The organism is Brucella pseudogrignonensis (assembly GCF_002252525.1).
GTDB lineage: Bacteria > Pseudomonadota > Alphaproteobacteria > Rhizobiales > Rhizobiaceae > Brucella > Brucella pseudogrignonensis.
This window is the reverse complement of sequence record NZ_NNRM01000039.1, coordinates 212,724-231,621: the sequence shown is the minus strand read 5'-3', so window position 1 is coordinate 231,621 and position 18,898 is coordinate 212,724. Positions and strand designations below refer to the sequence as shown.

Here is an 18,898-nt window from a genome sequence, read left to right as displayed (position 1 = left end):
ATGTCTTATCGTATGCTGCTCATTGTTGCTGGCTGTGGCTTGCTGGCGTTGTTTCCGTTGGCGGCCGACGCCTTGGGGCAGAATGCCGCCACAAGCCTTGTCGCCCGCATCATGATCTACGCGATTGCCGCTGCAAGTCTCAACCTGATCCTCGGCTATGGTGGGATGGTTTCGTTTGGTCACGCGGCTTTTTTCGGCATCGGGTCGTATGTTGTGGGTATTCTCTATTTCCACCATGCTGAGGACACCCTGCTTTTCGGGTTCATCCCGGGCTCCGATCAATTTCCGATAACGGTTGCGGCAGCGGTGCTGGTTTCGGGTATCGCTGCGCTGTTCATCGGCGCTCTGGCCTTGCGCACATCGGGTGTGCAATTCATCATGATAACTCTGGCCTTCGCGCAGATGCTGTTTTTCCTGTTCGTTTCACTGAAGACCTATGGTGGCGAAGACGGCATCATCGTGCGCCAGGCCAATGATCTGTTCGGCATTAGCCTGCGGGACAAGACAACTATGTATTATGTCATCCTTGTCTCGATGATCCTCTATCTCAGCTTTCTCTGGCGCGTCGTGCATTCCTCCTATGGCGCGGTGCTTTCCGGCATAAGGCAGAGTGAAAGACGGATGACCGCCATGGGGATCGAAACCTATCGCTACAAACTCTACGGTTTTGTCCTGGCTGGAATGGGCGCTGGTCTCGCTGGCGCGCTGCTGACCATCTTCATGCGTTTTGCGAGCCCGGACACATTGCACTGGACCAAGTCAGGGGAATTGATGGTGATGGTTATTCTGGGAGGGGTAGGCAGTTTCTTTGGTCCGCTCTGGGGCGCGGCAGCCTTCCTCATTCTTCAGACCTATCTTGCCTCCTGGACCGAGCATTGGCAGCTTGCGATGGGCCTTGTTCTTCTGCTTGTGGTGATGGGGACAAAAGGTGGGATTGTCGGCGCCTGGCTGAGAATTCGGCATTGGTCGTCACGACTGCGCAAAGTCGAGGTGCGGACGTGAGCAAACTTCTTGAAGTTGGTGATCTGGTCAAGCGCTTTGCCGGGCTTGTTGCGACCGATCATGTCACCCTCGACGTGGAGCAGGGCCATATTCATGCGCTGATCGGCCCCAATGGTGCGGGAAAATCCACGATCATCAATCAATTGTGCGGCGAACTCGCCCCCAGTTCCGGTTCGATCCGCCTGATGGGTGAAGACATCACACAATTGAGCGCGGCCAGACGTGTCGCGCGCGGTCTGGGCCGCACCTTCCAGATCAGCACGCTGCTTGACGAGATGAGTGTGCGTGAGAATATCGCGCTGGCGGTTCAGATGCGCGAAGGGCATAATTTCCAGATCTTCGACCGTTTGAAAGGGCGCAGGTCAATCTGGCACGCGGTTGAGGAGATCCTCGCCGGAAGCCGGCTGGCCAATCATGCCGACAAATGCGCCGGAGATCTGTCGAGTGGCGGGCGCAAGCAGCTGGAATTGCTGATGGCTTTGGCTCTCAATCCGAAACTCCTCCTGCTGGACGAACCAATGGCGGGACTGGGGGCCTTGGAAAGTCGGGAGATGATCGAATTGCTCAACGGCTTGCGCGGCAAGGTAACGATGTTGCTTGTGGAACATGACATGGAGGCGGTGTTCGCACTCGCGGATCGCATTTCAGTGCTGGTCTACGGGCGTGTCATTCTGACGGGCACGGTGGAGGATATAAGGTCAAGCCAGGCTGTGCGGGATGCCTATCTTGGCGGGGAGGAACAGCTGTGCTGAAAATTCAGGGACTTCAGGCTGGGTATGGGCATTCAAAGGTTCTGCATGATGTCTGTTTGGAAGTGAAAGAGGGCGAACTGGTCACCCTGATGGGTCGCAATGGCATGGGCAAGACCACGACGATACGGACAATGATGGGACTGCTCGAAGCGACGGGCGGCAGCGTTGAGATAGCCGGTCGCGATACGACGCGCTACAGGCCGGAAAAAGTCGCCCGGCTTGGAGTGGGCCTTGTTCCGGAGGGTCGGCAGATCTTTCCCACCCTGACGGTACGGGAGAATCTCGTTGCCACTGCATCCAATCGCAGCAAGCGCGCGTCTCCCTGGGATCTGCAGAAGGTCTACGCGCTGTTTCCGCGCATGCAGGAGCGGGCCAGCCAGACCGCCGGGACGCTGTCGGGTGGCGAACAGCAGATGCTGGCCATCGGACGCGCCTTGATGACCAATCCGCAATTGCTGATCCTGGACGAAGCGACCGAGGGACTTGCACCGGTGATCCGCACCGAGATCTGGCATTGCATCATGCGCTTGCGTGAGATGGGGCAGTCGATCCTGTTGATCGACAAGAATATTGCGGTGTTAAAGCGGTTGGCCGATCGCCATTATATCGTTGAGAAGGGACGGACGGTCTGGCAGGGCAGTGGTGCCGATCTGGAGCGTGAGCATGACAAGGTGCAGGGCTATGTCGGGATCTGAAAGAATTGCACTGATCGGCTGGGGCGCCATTGGCAGCCGGGTCGCCGGCCTTCTTCTTAAGCGCAAATGCCCGGTTGATATCGTTGCGGTCGCCGTGCGCGACCGCTCGCGGTCACGGGAGGGGCTGCCGGACGGCGCTCTGCTGATTGATGATCCACAAGACCTTGCCGCGACGCAAGCGAGCCTGGTGATCGAAATGGCGGGTCGCTCGAGTGTTATTCCCTATGGCATGGCGGCACTTTCGCACGGCATGGATTTCGCGGTGTCGTCGACATCTGCATTTGTCGAGGCGGGGCGCCTTGAAGAGCTGCAGGCACTGGCTGCGCAGAAAGGCTGCAAGCTGATCATTCCGCCCGGCGCGCTTGGCGGTATTGATGCGCTCGCCGCCGCATCCAGACTGGCCGTTGATCGGGTCGAACACCGGATTACCAAGCCGGCAATGGCATGGCAGGGCACCCGTGCCGCGCAATTGATTGACCTTGAGCGGATTACCGAGCCCACAGTGATCTTCAGCGCCAGCGCCCGCGACACGGCCGATGCCTTTCCGCAGAATGCCAATGTCGCAGTAATCACCGCACTTGCGGGAATTGGCCTTGATCAGACCCAGGTCACATTGGTGGCGGACCCTGATGCCGAGAGCAACCTGCATGAGATCTTTGCCGAGGGTGCATTTGGAACCATGCAGCTGCGCTTTGAAAATGCGCCACTCAGGACCAACCCCAAATCCTCGGAAATGACAGCGCTCAGCCTTGTTCGACTGATTGAAAACCGGGTCGGATCCCTGGTGATGTGAGGAAAGATAGAGCATGACCAAGGATGTATACGCATGAGCGCTTTGTCTTCAGAAGCCGGTATCGATCCGGCACGCCTTGAGCGCGACTATAATGCCAAGGCAACCGTTTCGGCGGCGGAATTTGCGGCGCAGATGCAGCTTTATCGCGCAGAAAGCATTGCGCAGCGTGAGCGCTGGGGCCGACATTTTGATGTGGTCTATGATGAGGAGAGCGGACAGCGGATTGATATTTTCGCTCCGCCGGGCTCGCAAGGATTGCTGCCGGTCTTCCTGTTCATCCATGGCGGCTATTGGCGGGCGCTCGGCAAGGAGGATTCCGCGATGATGGCCGGCATGTTGGCGGCCGAAGGCATCGCGACCGTCGTGGTTGACTATCGGCTGGCGCCCGATGTCAGTCTCGCAGAAATAACCCGTGAGGTGCGGGCTGCGCTAGGCTTTGTCTGGCGCAATGCGCAGCAATTTCAACTTGATCGAGAGCGCATCACGGTCGGCGGCAGTTCAGCGGGTGGTCATCTTGCGGCGGCGTTGTTGGCAGAAGGGTGGCAAGATGATTTTCGGCTTCCAGCCGATATCGTCAAATTTGGCATGCCCGTCAGTGGCCTGTTTGAACTGGCGCCGCTGGCCGCAACATTTCCGCAACAATGGCTGAGGCTTGGTCCTGCCGATATTGATGCACTCAGTCCAATTCGCCACATTCCGCAACGGGGCTGCCCGATCACTGTGGCGTGGTCGCAACAGGAGGCAGAGGGCTTCACGCGGCAGTCGCGCGCCTTTGCCGCTTGTTGGGCAGAAGCAGGCGGGGTGGTGAGACAGATCGAGGTCGCGAACCGTAACCACTACGATATTGTGTTGGATTGGTGTTCGCCAGAAACAGAGCTTTCGCAAGCGCTGCTTGCGGGCATTCGCGCGATCGGCTGACACGGTTTCTGAAATGGGGTCTGCAGCGACACCGCAACCTGCGGTGATTGCCGGCGGTTGCACAAAACCATTCAAGCCGCTGATCAATTCATGAGAATAATGTCATGGATATATGGATTTAACGTGGATTGTCGCATGAATTAAAGCGACGCATTCTTTCGCAATGACTGATCCGGGCTGGGCCCGAATTTCTAGATCGCAGAGGCTTTGTGATGCAAAAAACCGAGGTGCAGCTTTTCATAGGCGGCGAATGGCGCAAGACCAACAACACGCTTCCTATCATCAATCCGGCCGACGAGAGCGAGATCGGCAGGGTCGCCATTGCCGAGCCTGCGGATCTTGATGCAGCGGTTGCGGCGGCCTGGAGTGGTTACCAGCTCTGGAAGAACACGGCACCTGCGGCGCGCGCTGCCGTCCTCCTCAAGGCGGCCTCGCTGATGCGTGACCGGCAGGAAGAGATCGCCCGTTCGATTACCTTGGAGAATGGAAAGCCACTGAGTGAGGCAAGACTTGAGGTGATACGAGGCTGTGAGTTCTTCGAGTGGGATGCCGGTGAATGTGTGCGCTTTTATGGGCGGGTCGTGCCGAGCGCCCCGGGCATTCGCTATATCGTGCTGCATGAACCGATCGGTCCGGTAGCGGCGTTCGCGCCGTGGAATTTTCCGATGAGCCAGCCGGCGCGCAAGATTGCCGGGGCACTGGCTGCTGGTTGCTCTGTGGTGTTGAAAGCCTCGGAGGAAACGCCAACGGCGGTGGTTCATGTTGCCCGGGCGCTGGTGGATGCCGGTTTGCCTGCCGGCGTGCTTAATCTGGTCTTCGGGATTCCGGCCGATATTTCCGGTTTCCTGATCCCACGCCCGGAAATCCGGGCAATTGCCTTTACCGGATCAACGAGCGTCGGCAAGCATCTGACGGAGATGGCGGCGCGGCACATGAAGCCTGCCTTGATGGAGCTTGGCGGCCACGCGCCGGTAATTGTCTGCGAGGATGCGGATCCGGTGGCAGCCGGCATTATATCGGCACGCCGCAAATATCGCAATTCCGGTCAGGTCTGCACCTCACCAACCCGCTTCTTTGTTCACGAAGCGCTTTATGAGCGTTTTACCGCAGCCTTTGTTGAAACGGCGCAATCGATCCGCGTCGGCAATGGAATGGTGGAAAGTATCGATATGGGGCCGGTTGCCAATGCGCGCCGCCTGGAGGCTTTGGCAATGCTGGTCGAGGATGCGAAGGTGAGGGGGGCGAAACTGTTGTTTGGTGGCGAGCGGCTGAACAGCAATGGATATTTCTTTGCGCCGACAGCCTTGGCGGAACTGCCCGATGATGCGCGCGCGATGTCGGAGGAGCCGTTTGGCCCGCTGGCTCTGATTAACCCTGTTGCTTGCGTTGAGACAGCCATTGCCAAGGCCAATGCGCTGCCTTTTGGTCTGGCGGCTTATGGCTTTGCGCGCTCTGCGGATAATGTCGATCGACTGATGTCGGGCCTTGAAGCGGGAAATGTTTCGATCAACACGCTTGAAGCCTCTGTCGCGGAAACGCCCTTTGGGGGTGTGAAGGAGAGCGGACTTGGCCGTGAAGGCGGTGCGGAAGGGCTGCACCACTATACGGTGGTCAAGAACGTGTCCCATCGGCTTTCAGCGCCCCTTTAGTCAAGACCGAAATTCTCTGTCACAGGAGGGCGCCGGATTCGGTTCGAATGCGAGGGATAATTTCCCGGTGAAATCCTAAGTGAACTCCTAGGTGAATTCCTGGACGAATTCCTGGACGGCACGCAGTACGTTGGCGACGGTCTGCAAGGCGCCGCATTGGCGCCTTGACGGGGCTTTGGGCTTTGCGGCGCTTGAACGGCGCTTGAACGGCTCTTGATCGGCGCTGCGATCAGGCCAGCGCTGCCTAATCGAGACGGTGGTATTGCTTGAGATAGGGCGCCTGGGTGAAGTCGATCCCATGGACAAAGCGAATGATCACCTCGGCCAGCTCGGTTGGTCTCTCGATGAAGACGAGATGGTCAGCCTCGGTAATCGTGAAGAAGGTGGCGGTTTCAAAAAGCGCCGCGCAGGCCGCGATATCTTCTGCCAAAGTGATGCTGTCATGTTCGCCGGTCACAAACAGCGTTGGTGCGTCAAGCTTGACCGGGGCGGTTCTAGGCTTTCGCTCTGTCATTCGTTTGCGTAGCGCCTCGAAGCGGGATTGCTGTATTTCAGCATAGGACATCAAAGCGGTTTTCAATAATTTGTAGAGTTCGTCCCGCAGTTGCACTTCTTTTGTTGCGTCCATGCACATCAGGCTTTCGACAATTTCAACGGCTGCCTGTTCTCTGGCACCCGAAAGCAGCAGGCTAAGCGCGTGATCGAGCTTCGCTTTCACGGCCAGCGGGTGGGTTTCAGCGACCCCCACCAGGATCATATGGGCAATTTTTTCTGGCCACTGGTATGAAAATTCAAGCCCGATCAATCCGCCATAGGAAATACCGATCAAATCGACTTCTGCGAGGGTCTCGATCTCGAGAATTTTATTGATGCAGGCCGCGAGGAAAGCAAAGCCGGCATTCTCCGGAATGTCGTCGGCAGCACCGGTCCCTGGCACATCAACGAAAATAAGCGGCCCGTCTGAAGCAAGCAGGCTTTCGAGATGCGGCAGGGAATACATGTCCTGAAAGCCGCCGCCGATGATCAGCTTGGGCACGCTGTTGGCGTTGAGGGAACCGATGACACGGTAGCAGAATGTCACGCCGTTAAATGCTGCCTGCTTATGCGGCTGCGCATCCTGATAGTCTCGTGAACAGAGAAAATAAGCCAGCGAAGAGACACTGCGGCATCGCAATATATCACGCCAGTCGACCGCAATGCCAAACTTGTCTTCGATCAGCAGCTGAATTTCCACCAAGGTCAGGGAATCGGCCCCGAGCGCAAAGAAATCGCTGTCAAAGCTGAGTCTGTCGCGATTTAAGGCCTCGCGGCAGATGGCATTGATGTCCCGAAGCGTCAAATCATAATCATGGAGAGAAAGCGTTGATGGCATGGCTCTGCTATACGTCCTGAAATCAGTGGTTGTGCGTAGAATACAGAGCATCAATCCGGAGGGTATACCAATTCCTGCGGAGAAATATATAGCCGGCAAAACATAGGCGGTGTTTTAGCGGTGTTCATTGCAGTTGATCAGCGTATCATGGAGAGGGGACTGCCGATCGGAGCGCGCTCAGATCAGGCGGCAATTGTCATCGCCGCCTGATGATTGTCCTGCTAGAATTTGACAGCGAGTTTGGTGTTAAAGCCGTTCTCGATGGCGCCTTCCAGGAACTGACCCCGATAGGCAGCGCCCAATGTTGTATTGGGGGCGAGATTAAAATCGACGCCCAATTCAACCACAGCCGCGTTTTTGCCGATCGCCACGCCCGTCATCTGGAAACTGTCTGATCCTTCAAAAGAAAGGCGGGTAACCGGGTCGAGGTCACCATAGGCATGACGCCAGCCGACCATGCCATTCACATTGGCTGTGAGATGATTGAGCGTGAAGGTGCTCGAGCTGCGCAAGCCGATCGTCGTGAAGGTGGTTTGGGTTGAATTGCTGCCTGCTGAAAGCGCAGCCGCCCCGCCGGTCTCGCTGAAGCCATCGGTATGTAGATTGACATAAGCGAGATTGGCGAAGGGTTCGAACACGGCAAGGTCGGTATCGATGCGGTAGCCCAGTTCGCCGAAAAGCTGCAAGGTTGATGCATCATAATCGGCATCATGGAAGTCAGTAAGCCCTGGGATGCCAACATAGCGGTTCGTCTCAAGCGCATTGAAGCTGTAGGCCGCTCCGGCACGCAGGCTGATCGCATCAAATTGGCTGCCGCCATAAAGGCCAAGATGCAAGCTCTGTGCGGAAGCCGACGAGCTGCGGTCTTTGGCATGCATGCTCAAATGGCTGTATCCGGCGACCAGTCCGAGGCGGGATGTGTCGCCAAGCTGTGTATCTAAGCCGGTCACGAAGCCGCCGGTTGAAGTGTCGAAGGCGGCCGCATTGTCATTGCCGTTGAAACGCCCCCAGGAGCCAAGTGCCTGGCCCCATGCCGCGAGATTGGCGGTCGATGCGGAGGAGGTTTTTACTTCAGCGGTGGCAAAAGCCGCGCGCAGTCGATCATTGATGGCATCGCGCAGGATATGGCTGTCATTGATCAGGCCCGATTTCGCCGAGGCATGAATTTCGCCTGAAAGCGCGTCAAAGGCTGCCCGTGCCGATTGATCGTCGGGCTGCAAGGCGATGGTGTTCCAGACCGCGTTTCCGGAAGGCAGCGATGCAATCGCCCGTGCCGTGCTGCGTTGGTTGCGTGTCGCGGCGACATCGTCGAAGCCGACATCATTGCGGTTGAGCTGCAAGGTCACATCATTGCCATCACCGCCCGCATAATCGAGGGTCTCATTAAGGAAGACCAGGTTTTTGCTCACCGAGGCAAAACGCCCCAAAACGGCATCACTGCCCTGATTTGCGATGAGCGTGTAAGGGCCGTTGAGTGGGTTCCAGCTCTCGGCTGTGGCCGGCGACAGCAACAGGCTGAGTGTTGCGCCTGAAATATCGACCCCACCGGTAACCACCAGCCTGTCGGAGACATCAGGTGTGACATCCACCAGCAAAGTGCCATGGTTGATATAGTCGCCCACGATGGTCTGGGTACCAGGCGAATGACCCGGCGCATGCACGCCGCCCGTTTCGATTGTCAGATCGCCCAGGACACCAGTTCCGCCCAGTAGACCGCCGGCTGTTACGGTGAGGCCACCCTTCATGTTGCCGTCAGCAATCAGCACTGCGCCGTTTCCGACACTGTAGTCGCCGCCAAATGATCCGGTAATGACAAGCGTGCCGGCATTAACCTTTGTCTGGCCTGTGAAACCGTTATTGTCGCCGGAGAGTGTCAACACGGAATTCGTCGATTTGAGCAACTGGCCATTGCCCGTCACTGCGCCTTGAAAGACTGCATCCTTGAGCAGAGCGAAATCGATTGTTGCGGTGTTTGCAACCGTCATGTCGCCGACTGGCAGGCTCTCGAGCTGCAATGTACCGCCTGAAACCTCGGTGTTTCCGGTAAATCGCGTCAGATCGCCGGCAAGGATGGTGGTGCCGCTGCCGATCTGCCGGAGCGTGCCGTCGCCAATCAGCGCTCCCCGATAGGCGTAGCTGTTGCTGCGATTGAACACCAGGGCGCTGGTACCAGCAAATATGGTATCACCGTAGCCCAGACGTCCGCCTGTTCCACCATTGCCGATCATCAATGTCGCCTGGTCGATAATGGTGTTGGCATTGTAACTATTGGCGCCTGTCAGCGTCAATGTCCCGCCACCTGTGATCCCGAGCGTGCCTTTGCCACCCGTGATCGTCCCGCCATAGGTCAGAGCGTCAGAGCGGTCGAATACCAACATGCCCCAATTGTTGATGTCGCCGGTGATTGATCCCGCGCTGCCGCCATCGCCGATGCGAACCGTAGCTCCCTCGGAGATCCCCAATGTGCCCGAGAAGCTGCTGTTGCCGGACAGAACCTGGCTGCCGCGGGTCACCATGACGCCGCCAGTCCCGGTGACTGCGCCCGAAAAGACGCCTGCGGCCTGTGCTATGCTTAGATAATTGGAGCCCAGAACAACCGATCCATTGCCAGACAATGTCTTGATCTGCGCGGCTGCGGCGGCTGAGATGTCAAGCGTACCATTGACTTCGACACCACTGGAGCTATTGATCCGGCCCTGGCCCGCCAGAGCCAGCGTTCCGCCTGCATCGATCCGGGTCTTGCCGGTGAAGCTGTTCATGCCATTGAGTGTCAGCGTGCCGGTGCCAGCTTTGATCAGATCGCCATTGCCGGTGATCTCGCGACGCAGGGTCGAATTGAAACCATTGGTGTCGATTGTTCCACCCGCTGCGGTCAGTTGCACGGAGCGCGCGGTTGCAAGATCGAACGAGGAACCAAGTTCGAGGACGCCTCCCGCAAAGGTCAGGCCGCCGTTGACTGCGCCGAGATTTGCGTCAGAGGACACGGAAAGCCTGCCTGCCGACAATGTTGTGCCGCCGGAATAGAGATTGGATCCGTTTAGCACAAGCGTTCCGGCGCCGGTCTTGTTGAGCCCGTCGCTGCCGGTGATTACATTGTCGATGCTTGTGACATAGGATCCGCTTGACGCACTGCCGTCGCCCACTCTTATTTCCACAGGTGCCGGATGATCTGCATCTGCGATGAGCGTCAAGGCATCGCCGGTCATCCGGTATCCATCGGAGGCGAACTGCATGCCTGTCGCCTGGACGGATCCGGCGCTGTTGTTGATTGTCACGGTCCCGGCATTGCCACCGAATATGGCAAAGCCTGGCTGTGGCTGCATCGGAGCGGTCAGACTACCGCTTTCATCGGTCCAGACCGGGGAGACCACCGACCAGGTTCCGCTTCCACCGCCCAATTGGCTGGCGCTTGCAGTGCCGTCGGCATTCCAGAACCCAAGCGTCTGATTGCCGACATTGATGAGATTGATCTGCTTGTCTGCGGTCAGAATTTGAATGGTGAGGGGCGCTCCGGCCGGCGCCTGGTTGATTGACAAGCCGCCATTGGTGGTTGTGAGCGTGCCGGTGTAATCGAAGATGCGATAAAGCCCGGGGCCAAATCCACCCGCGTCGGTGACGTTGAGCTTGGCGCCGTTCAGTGTGAGATTTCCGGTGACCGAAAGACTATCGGATGTCCCGGGCGTCGAATAGTCCACGCCCGGCGCACCCGCCTCATAGGCGATCTGACTTCCCTGATCGAGTGTCAGGTTTCCATCAATGTGCAATGTACCGACCGGTGCGCCGGCGGCAAGTGTGCCGCCGTCTTTGATCCTGGTCGCTCCCACGCGGCCGCCGCCACCCAAGGCGGCACCGGCTTGGACTGTGGTCAGGGAGGAAGCGGCAATGGAGCCGTTGACGATCAGCGAGCCAGCCTGAACAGTGGTGGTGCCGCTATAATTGTTGGTAGCGGACAAGGTCAGGCCGCCGCTGCCGAGCTTGACGAGATTTCCCTCGCCATTGCTGCCGATATTGCCAGAAAAAATCGAGCTGGTATTGCTGGTTCCGGTCGTCAGTGTCACCCCTGGGTCGACATAGATCGACGTGCCCGCCGTGCCGGCAAGGGAACCGATCTGCTGATCGGCGGCGAGTCCAAGCTGGGATCCGTTACCTGTCAGGCTGACGGCAGCGTTGGAGGAGAGCGCATTGGCTGCCGTCAAACTGAGAGTGCCGCCATTGCTGATCGAGATGGCTGAAGAATTGGCGAGGGAAGCGCCCGGGCCTACTCTCAGCGTGCCGCCAGTCACAGCGGTTGCGCCTGAATAGCTGTTCGCAGAACGCAGATCCAATAGGCCGGAACCGGCTTTTGTCAGACCGCCCCCACCGGAAATGCTTCCCCAGAAACTATTGTTTGTGGCGGTGTCAACGGTCAGCATGGCAGATCCCAAAGTCACGCTGGCTCCGGTGCCGCCATTCAGGGCGCCGACTGTCTGATTGTAGCCGGACAAATCGAAGGTGCCGCCGTTGAGCGCGATGCCTGTCGATTGGGTAAGAGCGTTTGCAACGCCGGTTCGCAAAATACCGCCATTGATCGCGGTTGCGCCTGTGTAACTTGTCACACCGCCCAGTGTCAAAGTTCCGGCACCTGACTTTGTGAGGCTTCCCGTTCCGGTAATGTCGCCATAGTAGGTGAAATTACCGGCATTGTTGACCGTGAGAGCGGCTGAACCGAGCGCTACACTGGCCGAACTGTTGTTGCTGGACAGTCCCTTGACCGTCTGATTGAAACCCTTGAGATCCCAGGTGCCGTTTGCGAGCTGGACTGTTGAGGATGTTGCCAGGGCATCTTGTGCGCCCATGACGAGCGAGCCACCAAGAATTGTCGTGGCGCCGGTAAAGCTGTTGACGCCGCTCAGGGTCAATGTTCCGGCGCTGCCTTTGGTCAGCCCGCCTGTGCCCGACATGATGCCGGAGATCAGTCCGTTGGCGTTGGAACCAATATTGAAGGTAAGCGTATGGCCGCCACTGTCGACTGCGCCCGTCAGCGACAGGCTCTGGTCGGCGCCGGAAGCACCAATCATCGTGTCAGCCGCCAATGTGACCGAACCGCCCCAGACCGATTTTGACACATTGTTTGTCAGCGCCCCGCTTCCCAGACCGGTGCCCGAAAGGGTCAGGGCTTCATTGGCGACGGTGAAGTTCCCGTTGAAGATCAAGGCCGCGCCGGATGCAACAACGGTGCCCCCCGCAGCGCTTCCCAATGCGTTGGCATTGCTGATTGCGATGGCACCCTGGTTGATATAGGTGGTGCCAGTATGGCTGTTGGCAGAAAGAAAGCGGATAATCCCGGTTCCGGTCTTTATCCAGTCGCCGCCCGCAAGATTTGCCGAGACGTCGAGCGATCCGTCGCTAAACAGCTCAGTACCGGCTGCCCCCACGCCCATCACGGTCCCGCCATAAATATTATAGCCGGGAAAGCTGGTGCGGTTGAAGGTCAGAGAACTCGCCGCCACATTGCCCACGACCTGTACTGCGCCGGAAGCACCCGTGAAATCGCCGAACACCGCATGGCTGCCATTGATCCAGGCAACATTATTGCCATTGGCATCGACCCAGTTGGTTGCCGAACCCGCGGACCAGGTGCCAGCGCCGCCATCCGCACCCGAAGTGGTGTTGATGCCGTCCCAGGCAAGCTGGGCAGAAGCCGGTAATGTGTTCATTGCGAGAATGGCAGTCAGCGCGGTGGTTGCAAGGAGTGTCGCGCTTCGCGTCGCAAGGCTGCGACGCATCCAATAAACAGAAGATTTCATCCCAGCCCCAAATTTTTCTTCGCATGACCCTCATCATGCGAGATGCCTCTTCCGAGACACGCCCAATCAAGCGCAGCAACCAATGGCTCTGTCGGTGACAGGCTGGTTGCAATCGCCGAAACCCGACAACCAGAAAGCACGAAAGTGAGCGCTAAACAAGAGGGGGTGCATGCAGGTTTTAGCCTTCATCACCAGACATCATTAAGCGCGCGCGAAAACGGCTTTGAGCACGTCTGATGGTGCAGAATACAGCGGTTTTGCTGCACCAAGCAGTCTGGAGCAAGGGGCGTTGGTACGCTAGCGGACCAATTTCGAGGGTGAGAGAACATCATGGCCGAGGGCGGGTCTCGCTATGCGCAGGCCTGGCTTTTGTGGCGATCTTCGCAGTCAGATATTCTAGCGGAAATTTCGTGTCTTCATTGCGATCTCGTCAAGATGCAGGTAGGGGTCCGGCATATCGCGTGGCTTGGGCAGGCCGCGCGGATCGGGTGTCGGGGATCCATGGTGAAATTCATCGCCCCTGCCATGGGGGAGGGGAAACCGACACTCACGTGAGCCGATGCTGGCGAGTTCGTGTGACAGATCGGTCAAGTGGTGGACGACGATATGAACGACCTCGCCTTCTCGTTGCACGCGGCCACGCACACCCATCATATTTGCCCCCAATATAATTCGAGGGAACTTTTCGAATGTTTTGGTCCATATCACGAGATTGGCAACAGCGGTTTCATCCTCAATCGTCACGAACATGACCCCTTTTGCGGATCCCGGTCGCTGCCGCACAAGCACAAGCCCTGCAATGTCGACCCAGTGGCGATCACCCATGGCGGTCGCTCTGGCGCAACTCACCACGCCACGATCTGCAAGCTCGGAGCGCAGAAAACTTAACGGATGCTGGCGCAAGGTGAGACCGGTATGGCCGTAATCGGCGACCACCTCGCTGCCGGCGGTCATGGGCGCCAGCTTGACCTTGGGCTCGATTTGTTCTTTGAACCCGTTCTGTTGCCGGAATGTCTGGCCTGATGTTGCCAGCTCCCGGTTTCTAACAGCAGAAAATAACGGCAATGGCTCATCCCTGAGCGCCTTCATGGCCCAGAAGACTTCCCGTCTTTGCAGGCCGAGCGAGGGTTTGAAAGCATCGGCCTTGGCCAGTTCATTGAGCGTTTCCACACCAACTGCCGCGCGATGCCAGAGATCGTCAACCGAAGCAAAGGGTCGATCACCGCGCGCCGAAATCAGCCGCGCGGCATCGGCATTACCCAATCCCTTCACCATGCGCAGGCCCAACCGAACGGCCAGCCGGCCGTCATCGGGGTTGCGCGCCTCTAAGGTACAATCCCAGCGGGACGCATTGATACAGACGGGACGAACCTCGACATTATGGGATTGCGCGTCCCGAACAATCTGCGCCGGGGCGTAAAACCCCATCGGTTGGGCGTTCAAAAGTGCGGCGCAGAAGACATCGGGATGCCAGCATTTCATCCAGCTGCTGGCATAGGCGATGAGCGCGAAACTCGCCGCATGGCTTTCCGGAAAGCCGTAGGAGCCGAAGCTCTCAAGCTGCTTGAAGGTTTGCATTGCAAATTCGCGTGGATAGCCATTGGCCACCATGCCTTCGATCAGCTTTTCACCGAATTTGGAAACCCCGCCTGTATGTTTGAAGGTTGCCATTGCACGGCGCAATTGATCGGCGTCGCCAGCAGAAAAGCCGGCGCATTCGATGGCCACCCGCATCGCCTGTTCCTGAAACAGCGGAACCCCCAATGTCTTGCCGAGCACGGCTTCCAGTTGCCGGCTGGGATAGATGACCTCCTCGCGGCCTTCGCGTCGCTTGAGATAGGGATGGACCATCTCACCCTGGATCGGTCCTGGCCTGACGATCGCCACTTCGATGACCAGATCATAGAAAGTGCGGGGTTTCATGCGCGGCAACATCGCCATCTGTGCACGCGATTCAATCTGAAATGTGCCCAGCGTATCGGCGCGTCTGATCATGGCATAGGTCCGCGGATCCTCAGAAGGAATGGAGGCAAGATTAAGCTGGGTGTCTTTATGCTGTGCCAGAAAATCGAAAGCCCGGCGCATGCAGGACAGCATGCCGAGTGCCAGAATGTCGACCTTCATGAACTTCAATATATCAATGTCGTCCTTGTCCCATTCAATGATCGCCCGATCAGCCATTGCGGCAGGTTCGATCGGAACCAGTTCGTCAAGGCGGTCGCGCGTCAGGACAAAGCCACCGGGATGCTGGGACAGATGTCGCGGTGTCCCCACCAGCTGATGGGCAAGGTCGAGCGCCAGACGCAGACGACGATCCTGCAGGTTGAGATTGAGCACTTCGGCATGTTTGGCTTCAATGCTTTCCGACCAGCCCCAAACCTGTGACGAGAGTGTTTTGGTGAGATCTTCGGGCAAGCCAAGCGCCTTTCCGACATCGCGCAAGGCGCCTTTGGCACGATAGCGAACAACGGTTGCGCACAAGGCTGCCCGCTCCCGCCCATAGGTTTGGTAGATCCACTGGATGACCTCTTCGCGGCGCTCGTGCTCGAAATCGACATCGATATCGGGTGGTTCGCGCCGTTCTTCCGATACGAAGCGTTCGAACAACAAATCATTGCGGTCGGGATCAATGCTGGTAATGCCCAAAACGTAGCAGACCGAACTATTGGCCGCCGAACCACGACCCTGACAGAGAATACCTTTTGAGCGGGCAAAGCGCACGATTGCGTTGACCGTGAGAAAATAGGGGGCGTAGTCGAGCTTGGCGATCAGCTGCAATTCATGCTGAAGCCCGCGTCGGACCTTATCGGGCAGCCCTTCCGGGTAGTGCTCGAGAGCACCCGCCCATGTCAGTTTCTCCAGCGCCTGCTGGGTCGAGAGTTCAGGGAAGAGCTTTTCCTCGGGATATTGGTAGGTCAATTCATCGAGCTGAAATCTGCAGCGATCAACGATCTCGTTTGTTCTGGAAAGCGCTTCCGGATAGCGGGCAAACAGCCGATGCATTTCATCCGGTTTTTTGAGATAGCGGTCGCAGAAACGTTCTCGACGATGTCCGAGTTCGTCAATCGTTACATTGTGGCGGATAGCGGTCACCACATCCTGCAGAACCTGGCGTGCCGGCTCATGAAACAGCACATCATTGGTGACCACGGTGCTGATCTTGGCTGCTGCGGCCATTTGGGAAAGCTGCCACAGGCGCAGCGGGTCATTGGGTCTGCGCCGCAATGTCAATGCCATATAGGCACGATCAGCGAATACGGCATGGAGTTTGCGAAGATGGGTGGCTACGACTGCGTTGGCCTCATCGGGCAACAGCACCACGAGCAATCCCTCGCTATAGCTTGCGAGATCGTCCCATTCGAGCCGACATTTTGCCTTGCCGGCGCGCATTTTTCCCAACGAGAGCAACCGGCATAGCCGGGCGTAGGCTTGTCGGTCGGTGGGATAGGCAAGAACAGACATGCCATCGCAAAGGTCCAGCCTGCAACCGACGACCAGACGCACACCGCTGTCGCGGGCGGCCTGATGCGCCCGCACAAGACCTGCCAGCGAATTGCGATCGACGATTGCGAGCGCGGCAATGCCCAATCGCGCGGCTTCGGCAAACAGTTCCTCACAACTGCTGGCGCCGCGCAGAAAGGAAAAATGGCTGGTGACCTGCAGCTCGGCATAGGCTGTTTCTCTCATCCAAAGACCCCATGCAGGAACCAGCGCTGGCTACCGCTCTCGCTGTGCTCGCCGTCGCCGGAACGGAAAATCCAGTAGCGTTCACCGGCATCGTCCTCAACCTGGAAATAATCGCGCACCGTTGCCATTTCGGCATCGCGCTTCCACCATTCGCCGCGAATGCGTTCCGGGCCGTCTGCCTGTCGCACCCGTCGTCTCACACCGCGCCAGGTAAACCAGACCGGCGGATTGTCGGGCAGAAGAGCCATGGTTTCGATCGGTTCGGGGCGTGCTAACAGGCGCGTTGGTCTAGGCCATTTGCCGTTCCAAGTGGCGCCGGTTTCGGGTGACAGTGCTGCGATCATTGCCACCGAGCGTTCGGGGACGTCGCTCTCGACGGGTGTAAAGCGACACAGTCGGCTTTCGCCAATGCGGTTGGCCAGCACATCAACCAGGTCGGAAATATCGGGGTTTGCCGCATCGATGAGTGTGACCATGGGCTGTCTTTCACGCAACGGTTCGACAATCACGGCTGCAAGTTCCATGATTTCGATGCCAAAGCCGGGATCGATGCTGGCAATTTTGTCATTGAGCAGCCGTGACAGGCGTTGGGGGTCGCGGATAGGCTGCGCTGCGCCAACCCGGAGTGCCTGTCGGGCGTTGTCGACGCGATGGATCAGCAGATCAAGCCGCCGTGCACCCATTCCCCTGGTTTCAAGTTCGGCACAGAGCTGGGATACCAGTTTGCCGATTGCGCGGCGGATGGTTTCTGCCGCACCGATCGGTTCACCAAACACCTTTCTTGCTTCGATAATTTCGGGGACGCGGTAGGGCGTGATGGGTTCGGGTAATCGCCCGAAAGCCTGATCGAGCCGACGGGCAATCTGTGGACCAAAGCGCAAGGTCAGCGGTGCGCGGGGCTGGTTCATCACATCGGCGATGGTTTCAAAACCCAACCGGTGCAATTCGACGATCATGTCTTTTTGCAGACGCAGCGCTGCAAGCGGCAGCGCCGCCAGAAAAGATGCGGTTTTGTTGTCTGGTATGATCTCAATGCTGTGTTCACCAAAGCGGGCGGCTGCATGGGCTGCCCCCCAGCTTTGAGCGAGCGCTATGCGCGCCTTGACCCCGGAAGAGGCGAAGCGCTGCAGGATTGCGCCGAGCATCGCGGCTTCACCACCGTGAAGATGGTCTGCACCGGTCGTGTCAATGACAAGCCCGTCGGGTGGATCAGCCATGACGATCGGAGAGATGCGCTGCAAGGCCCAATGAGCGAGTTTCTGCAGTCCCGCCGCGTCGGCGGCGGGATTGGCATCCATCAGGCGAAGGTCAGGCGCCAGTGCCTGCGCCTTGGCGACGGGCATGCCAAGGCGCAGGCCGAGCGCCTCTGCATTGTCGTCGAGTGCCATGATGACACGCCGCCGGCTATCGTGTCCGACAAGCACCAGCGGGGCGGTGTCATCAAGCGATCCGACGTCCGATTTCCTTCTGAGGCGATCGGTAGACCACCTTGGAAGGAAGAGCGATACGACCCTGGTCATCACAGGCCTCCACTTCAAAATCTGCGCTGTCACCAGCGCGGCAACGGATGAGTTCGACAAGCCAGCGTGCCCGGCCGAGTCCTGGAACGGGAAGGGGTGCGGATGGCATTTGAGACACGCGCCATCGCGTGACGCTGGCCGTGGGCTGACCAAAATCACCGGCTTCGCTCTGTCGACGCCAGCGCCGCAAGGCAATGCCGATAGTTCCCCCATTTTCGGCGGCAAGTTGCAACCGTCGCGATGCTGTCATCGACAGGCGGGCCGTTTCGGCAATCACAGCGCCCAGACCGCCGTGACGCAAGCCCTCCTCAAAACAGGCAAGAAGGGACTTTTCATCCCCCGCCTCCAGATGCAGCATTCGGTCGGGATGAAGGCCAGCCTGAGCGATGGCCGGCATGAATAGATCGCGGCGCGTGACCACCCAGAGGATCTTGCCCTGCGTGCGTGCGGCAATCCCTGCTGCAAACAAGGCGGCAGCAGCACCATCCACGGCACCATTGCCACCGCCAGCCACTTCATGCAGGCAAGCTAAGGCCAGACCGCCACCCGGCAGTTTGCTGTCGAGCGCCGGCAAACCGAAAGGCAGAACGTGGCGTTGTCGCGCATGTCCGCCCTCCAGCCGCTCGATGCGCGACCGCAGTTCTGCAATAACGGGATTGGCGGCGGGTTCGGGCATTGCGATACAGTTCCTTGCAGGGGTTTGCAGCTTCAGTAAAAGCTGATA

General features: G+C 58.3%; 11 protein-coding genes. 6 read left to right on the top strand and 5 right to left on the bottom strand.

Annotated elements, in window-relative coordinates; translation table 11 throughout:
* From CEV34_RS17295 to CEV34_RS17270, 6 genes are all read left to right on the top strand, one after another.
* Entirely contained in the window at nucleotides 1-1,002 is a 1,002-nt protein-coding gene (locus CEV34_RS17295; RefSeq protein ID WP_094544137.1) for a branched-chain amino acid ABC transporter permease, read from the top strand.
* Nucleotides 999-1,754 carry an ABC transporter ATP-binding protein gene (locus tag CEV34_RS17290; RefSeq protein WP_094544136.1) on the top strand — a complete coding sequence of 252 codons (756 nt, stop codon included), beginning with the start codon at nucleotides 999-1,001 and terminating at the stop codon, nucleotides 1,752-1,754. The genes CEV34_RS17295 and CEV34_RS17290 overlap by 4 nt, the downstream gene beginning before the upstream one ends.
* Nucleotides 1,748-2,449, top strand: a complete 702-nt coding sequence (locus CEV34_RS17285) for an ABC transporter ATP-binding protein (RefSeq protein WP_094544135.1) — start codon at nucleotides 1,748-1,750, stop codon at nucleotides 2,447-2,449. Before CEV34_RS17290 ends, CEV34_RS17285 begins: the two co-directional genes overlap by 7 nt.
* Nucleotides 2,436-3,242 carry an aspartate dehydrogenase gene (locus CEV34_RS17280; RefSeq protein ID WP_064323036.1) on the top strand — a complete coding sequence of 269 codons (807 nt, stop codon included), beginning with the start codon at nucleotides 2,436-2,438 and terminating at the stop codon, nucleotides 3,240-3,242. Before CEV34_RS17285 ends, CEV34_RS17280 begins: the two co-directional genes overlap by 14 nt.
* Nucleotides 3,243-3,275: 33 nt before the next feature.
* Nucleotides 3,276-4,160 (top strand): alpha/beta hydrolase, encoded by an 885-nt coding sequence (locus CEV34_RS17275; RefSeq protein ID WP_094544134.1) that lies wholly within the window; start codon nucleotides 3,276-3,278, stop codon nucleotides 4,158-4,160.
* A 212-nt stretch (nucleotides 4,161-4,372) separates the two neighbouring features.
* Nucleotides 4,373-5,809, top strand: coding sequence for an NAD-dependent succinate-semialdehyde dehydrogenase (locus CEV34_RS17270; protein ID WP_064323038.1), 1,437 nt, complete (start codon nucleotides 4,373-4,375; stop codon nucleotides 5,807-5,809).
* Between the two features lie 244 nt (nucleotides 5,810-6,053).
* On the opposite strand, the gene CEV34_RS17265 is transcribed toward CEV34_RS17270, so the two are convergent.
* The 5 genes from CEV34_RS17265 to CEV34_RS17245 form a co-directional block, all read right to left on the bottom strand.
* On the bottom strand, nucleotides 6,054-7,181 hold the full coding sequence (locus CEV34_RS17265; RefSeq protein WP_179253568.1) for an alpha/beta fold hydrolase: 1,128 nt from the start codon (nucleotides 7,179-7,181) through the stop codon (nucleotides 6,054-6,056).
* 221 nt (nucleotides 7,182-7,402) lie between these two features.
* A complete protein-coding gene (locus tag CEV34_RS17260) occupies nucleotides 7,403-12,967 on the bottom strand; it encodes an autotransporter domain-containing protein (protein WP_094544132.1) in 5,565 nt (1,854 codons plus the stop codon).
* Nucleotides 12,968-13,363: 396 nt separating this feature from the next.
* On the bottom strand, nucleotides 13,364-16,654 hold the full coding sequence (locus tag CEV34_RS17255) for an error-prone DNA polymerase (RefSeq protein ID WP_094544131.1): 3,291 nt from the start codon (nucleotides 16,652-16,654) through the stop codon (nucleotides 13,364-13,366).
* Nucleotides 16,651-18,174 (bottom strand): Y-family DNA polymerase, encoded by a 1,524-nt coding sequence (locus CEV34_RS17250; RefSeq protein ID WP_094544130.1) that lies wholly within the window; start codon nucleotides 18,172-18,174, stop codon nucleotides 16,651-16,653. The genes CEV34_RS17255 and CEV34_RS17250 overlap by 4 nt, the downstream gene beginning before the upstream one ends.
* Nucleotides 18,095-18,850: an ImuA family protein gene (locus CEV34_RS17245; protein WP_007881366.1), complete on the bottom strand. Its 756-nt coding sequence runs from the start codon at nucleotides 18,848-18,850 to the stop codon at nucleotides 18,095-18,097. Before CEV34_RS17245 ends, CEV34_RS17250 begins: the two co-directional genes overlap by 80 nt.
* Nucleotides 18,851-18,898: the final 48 nt, after the last annotated feature.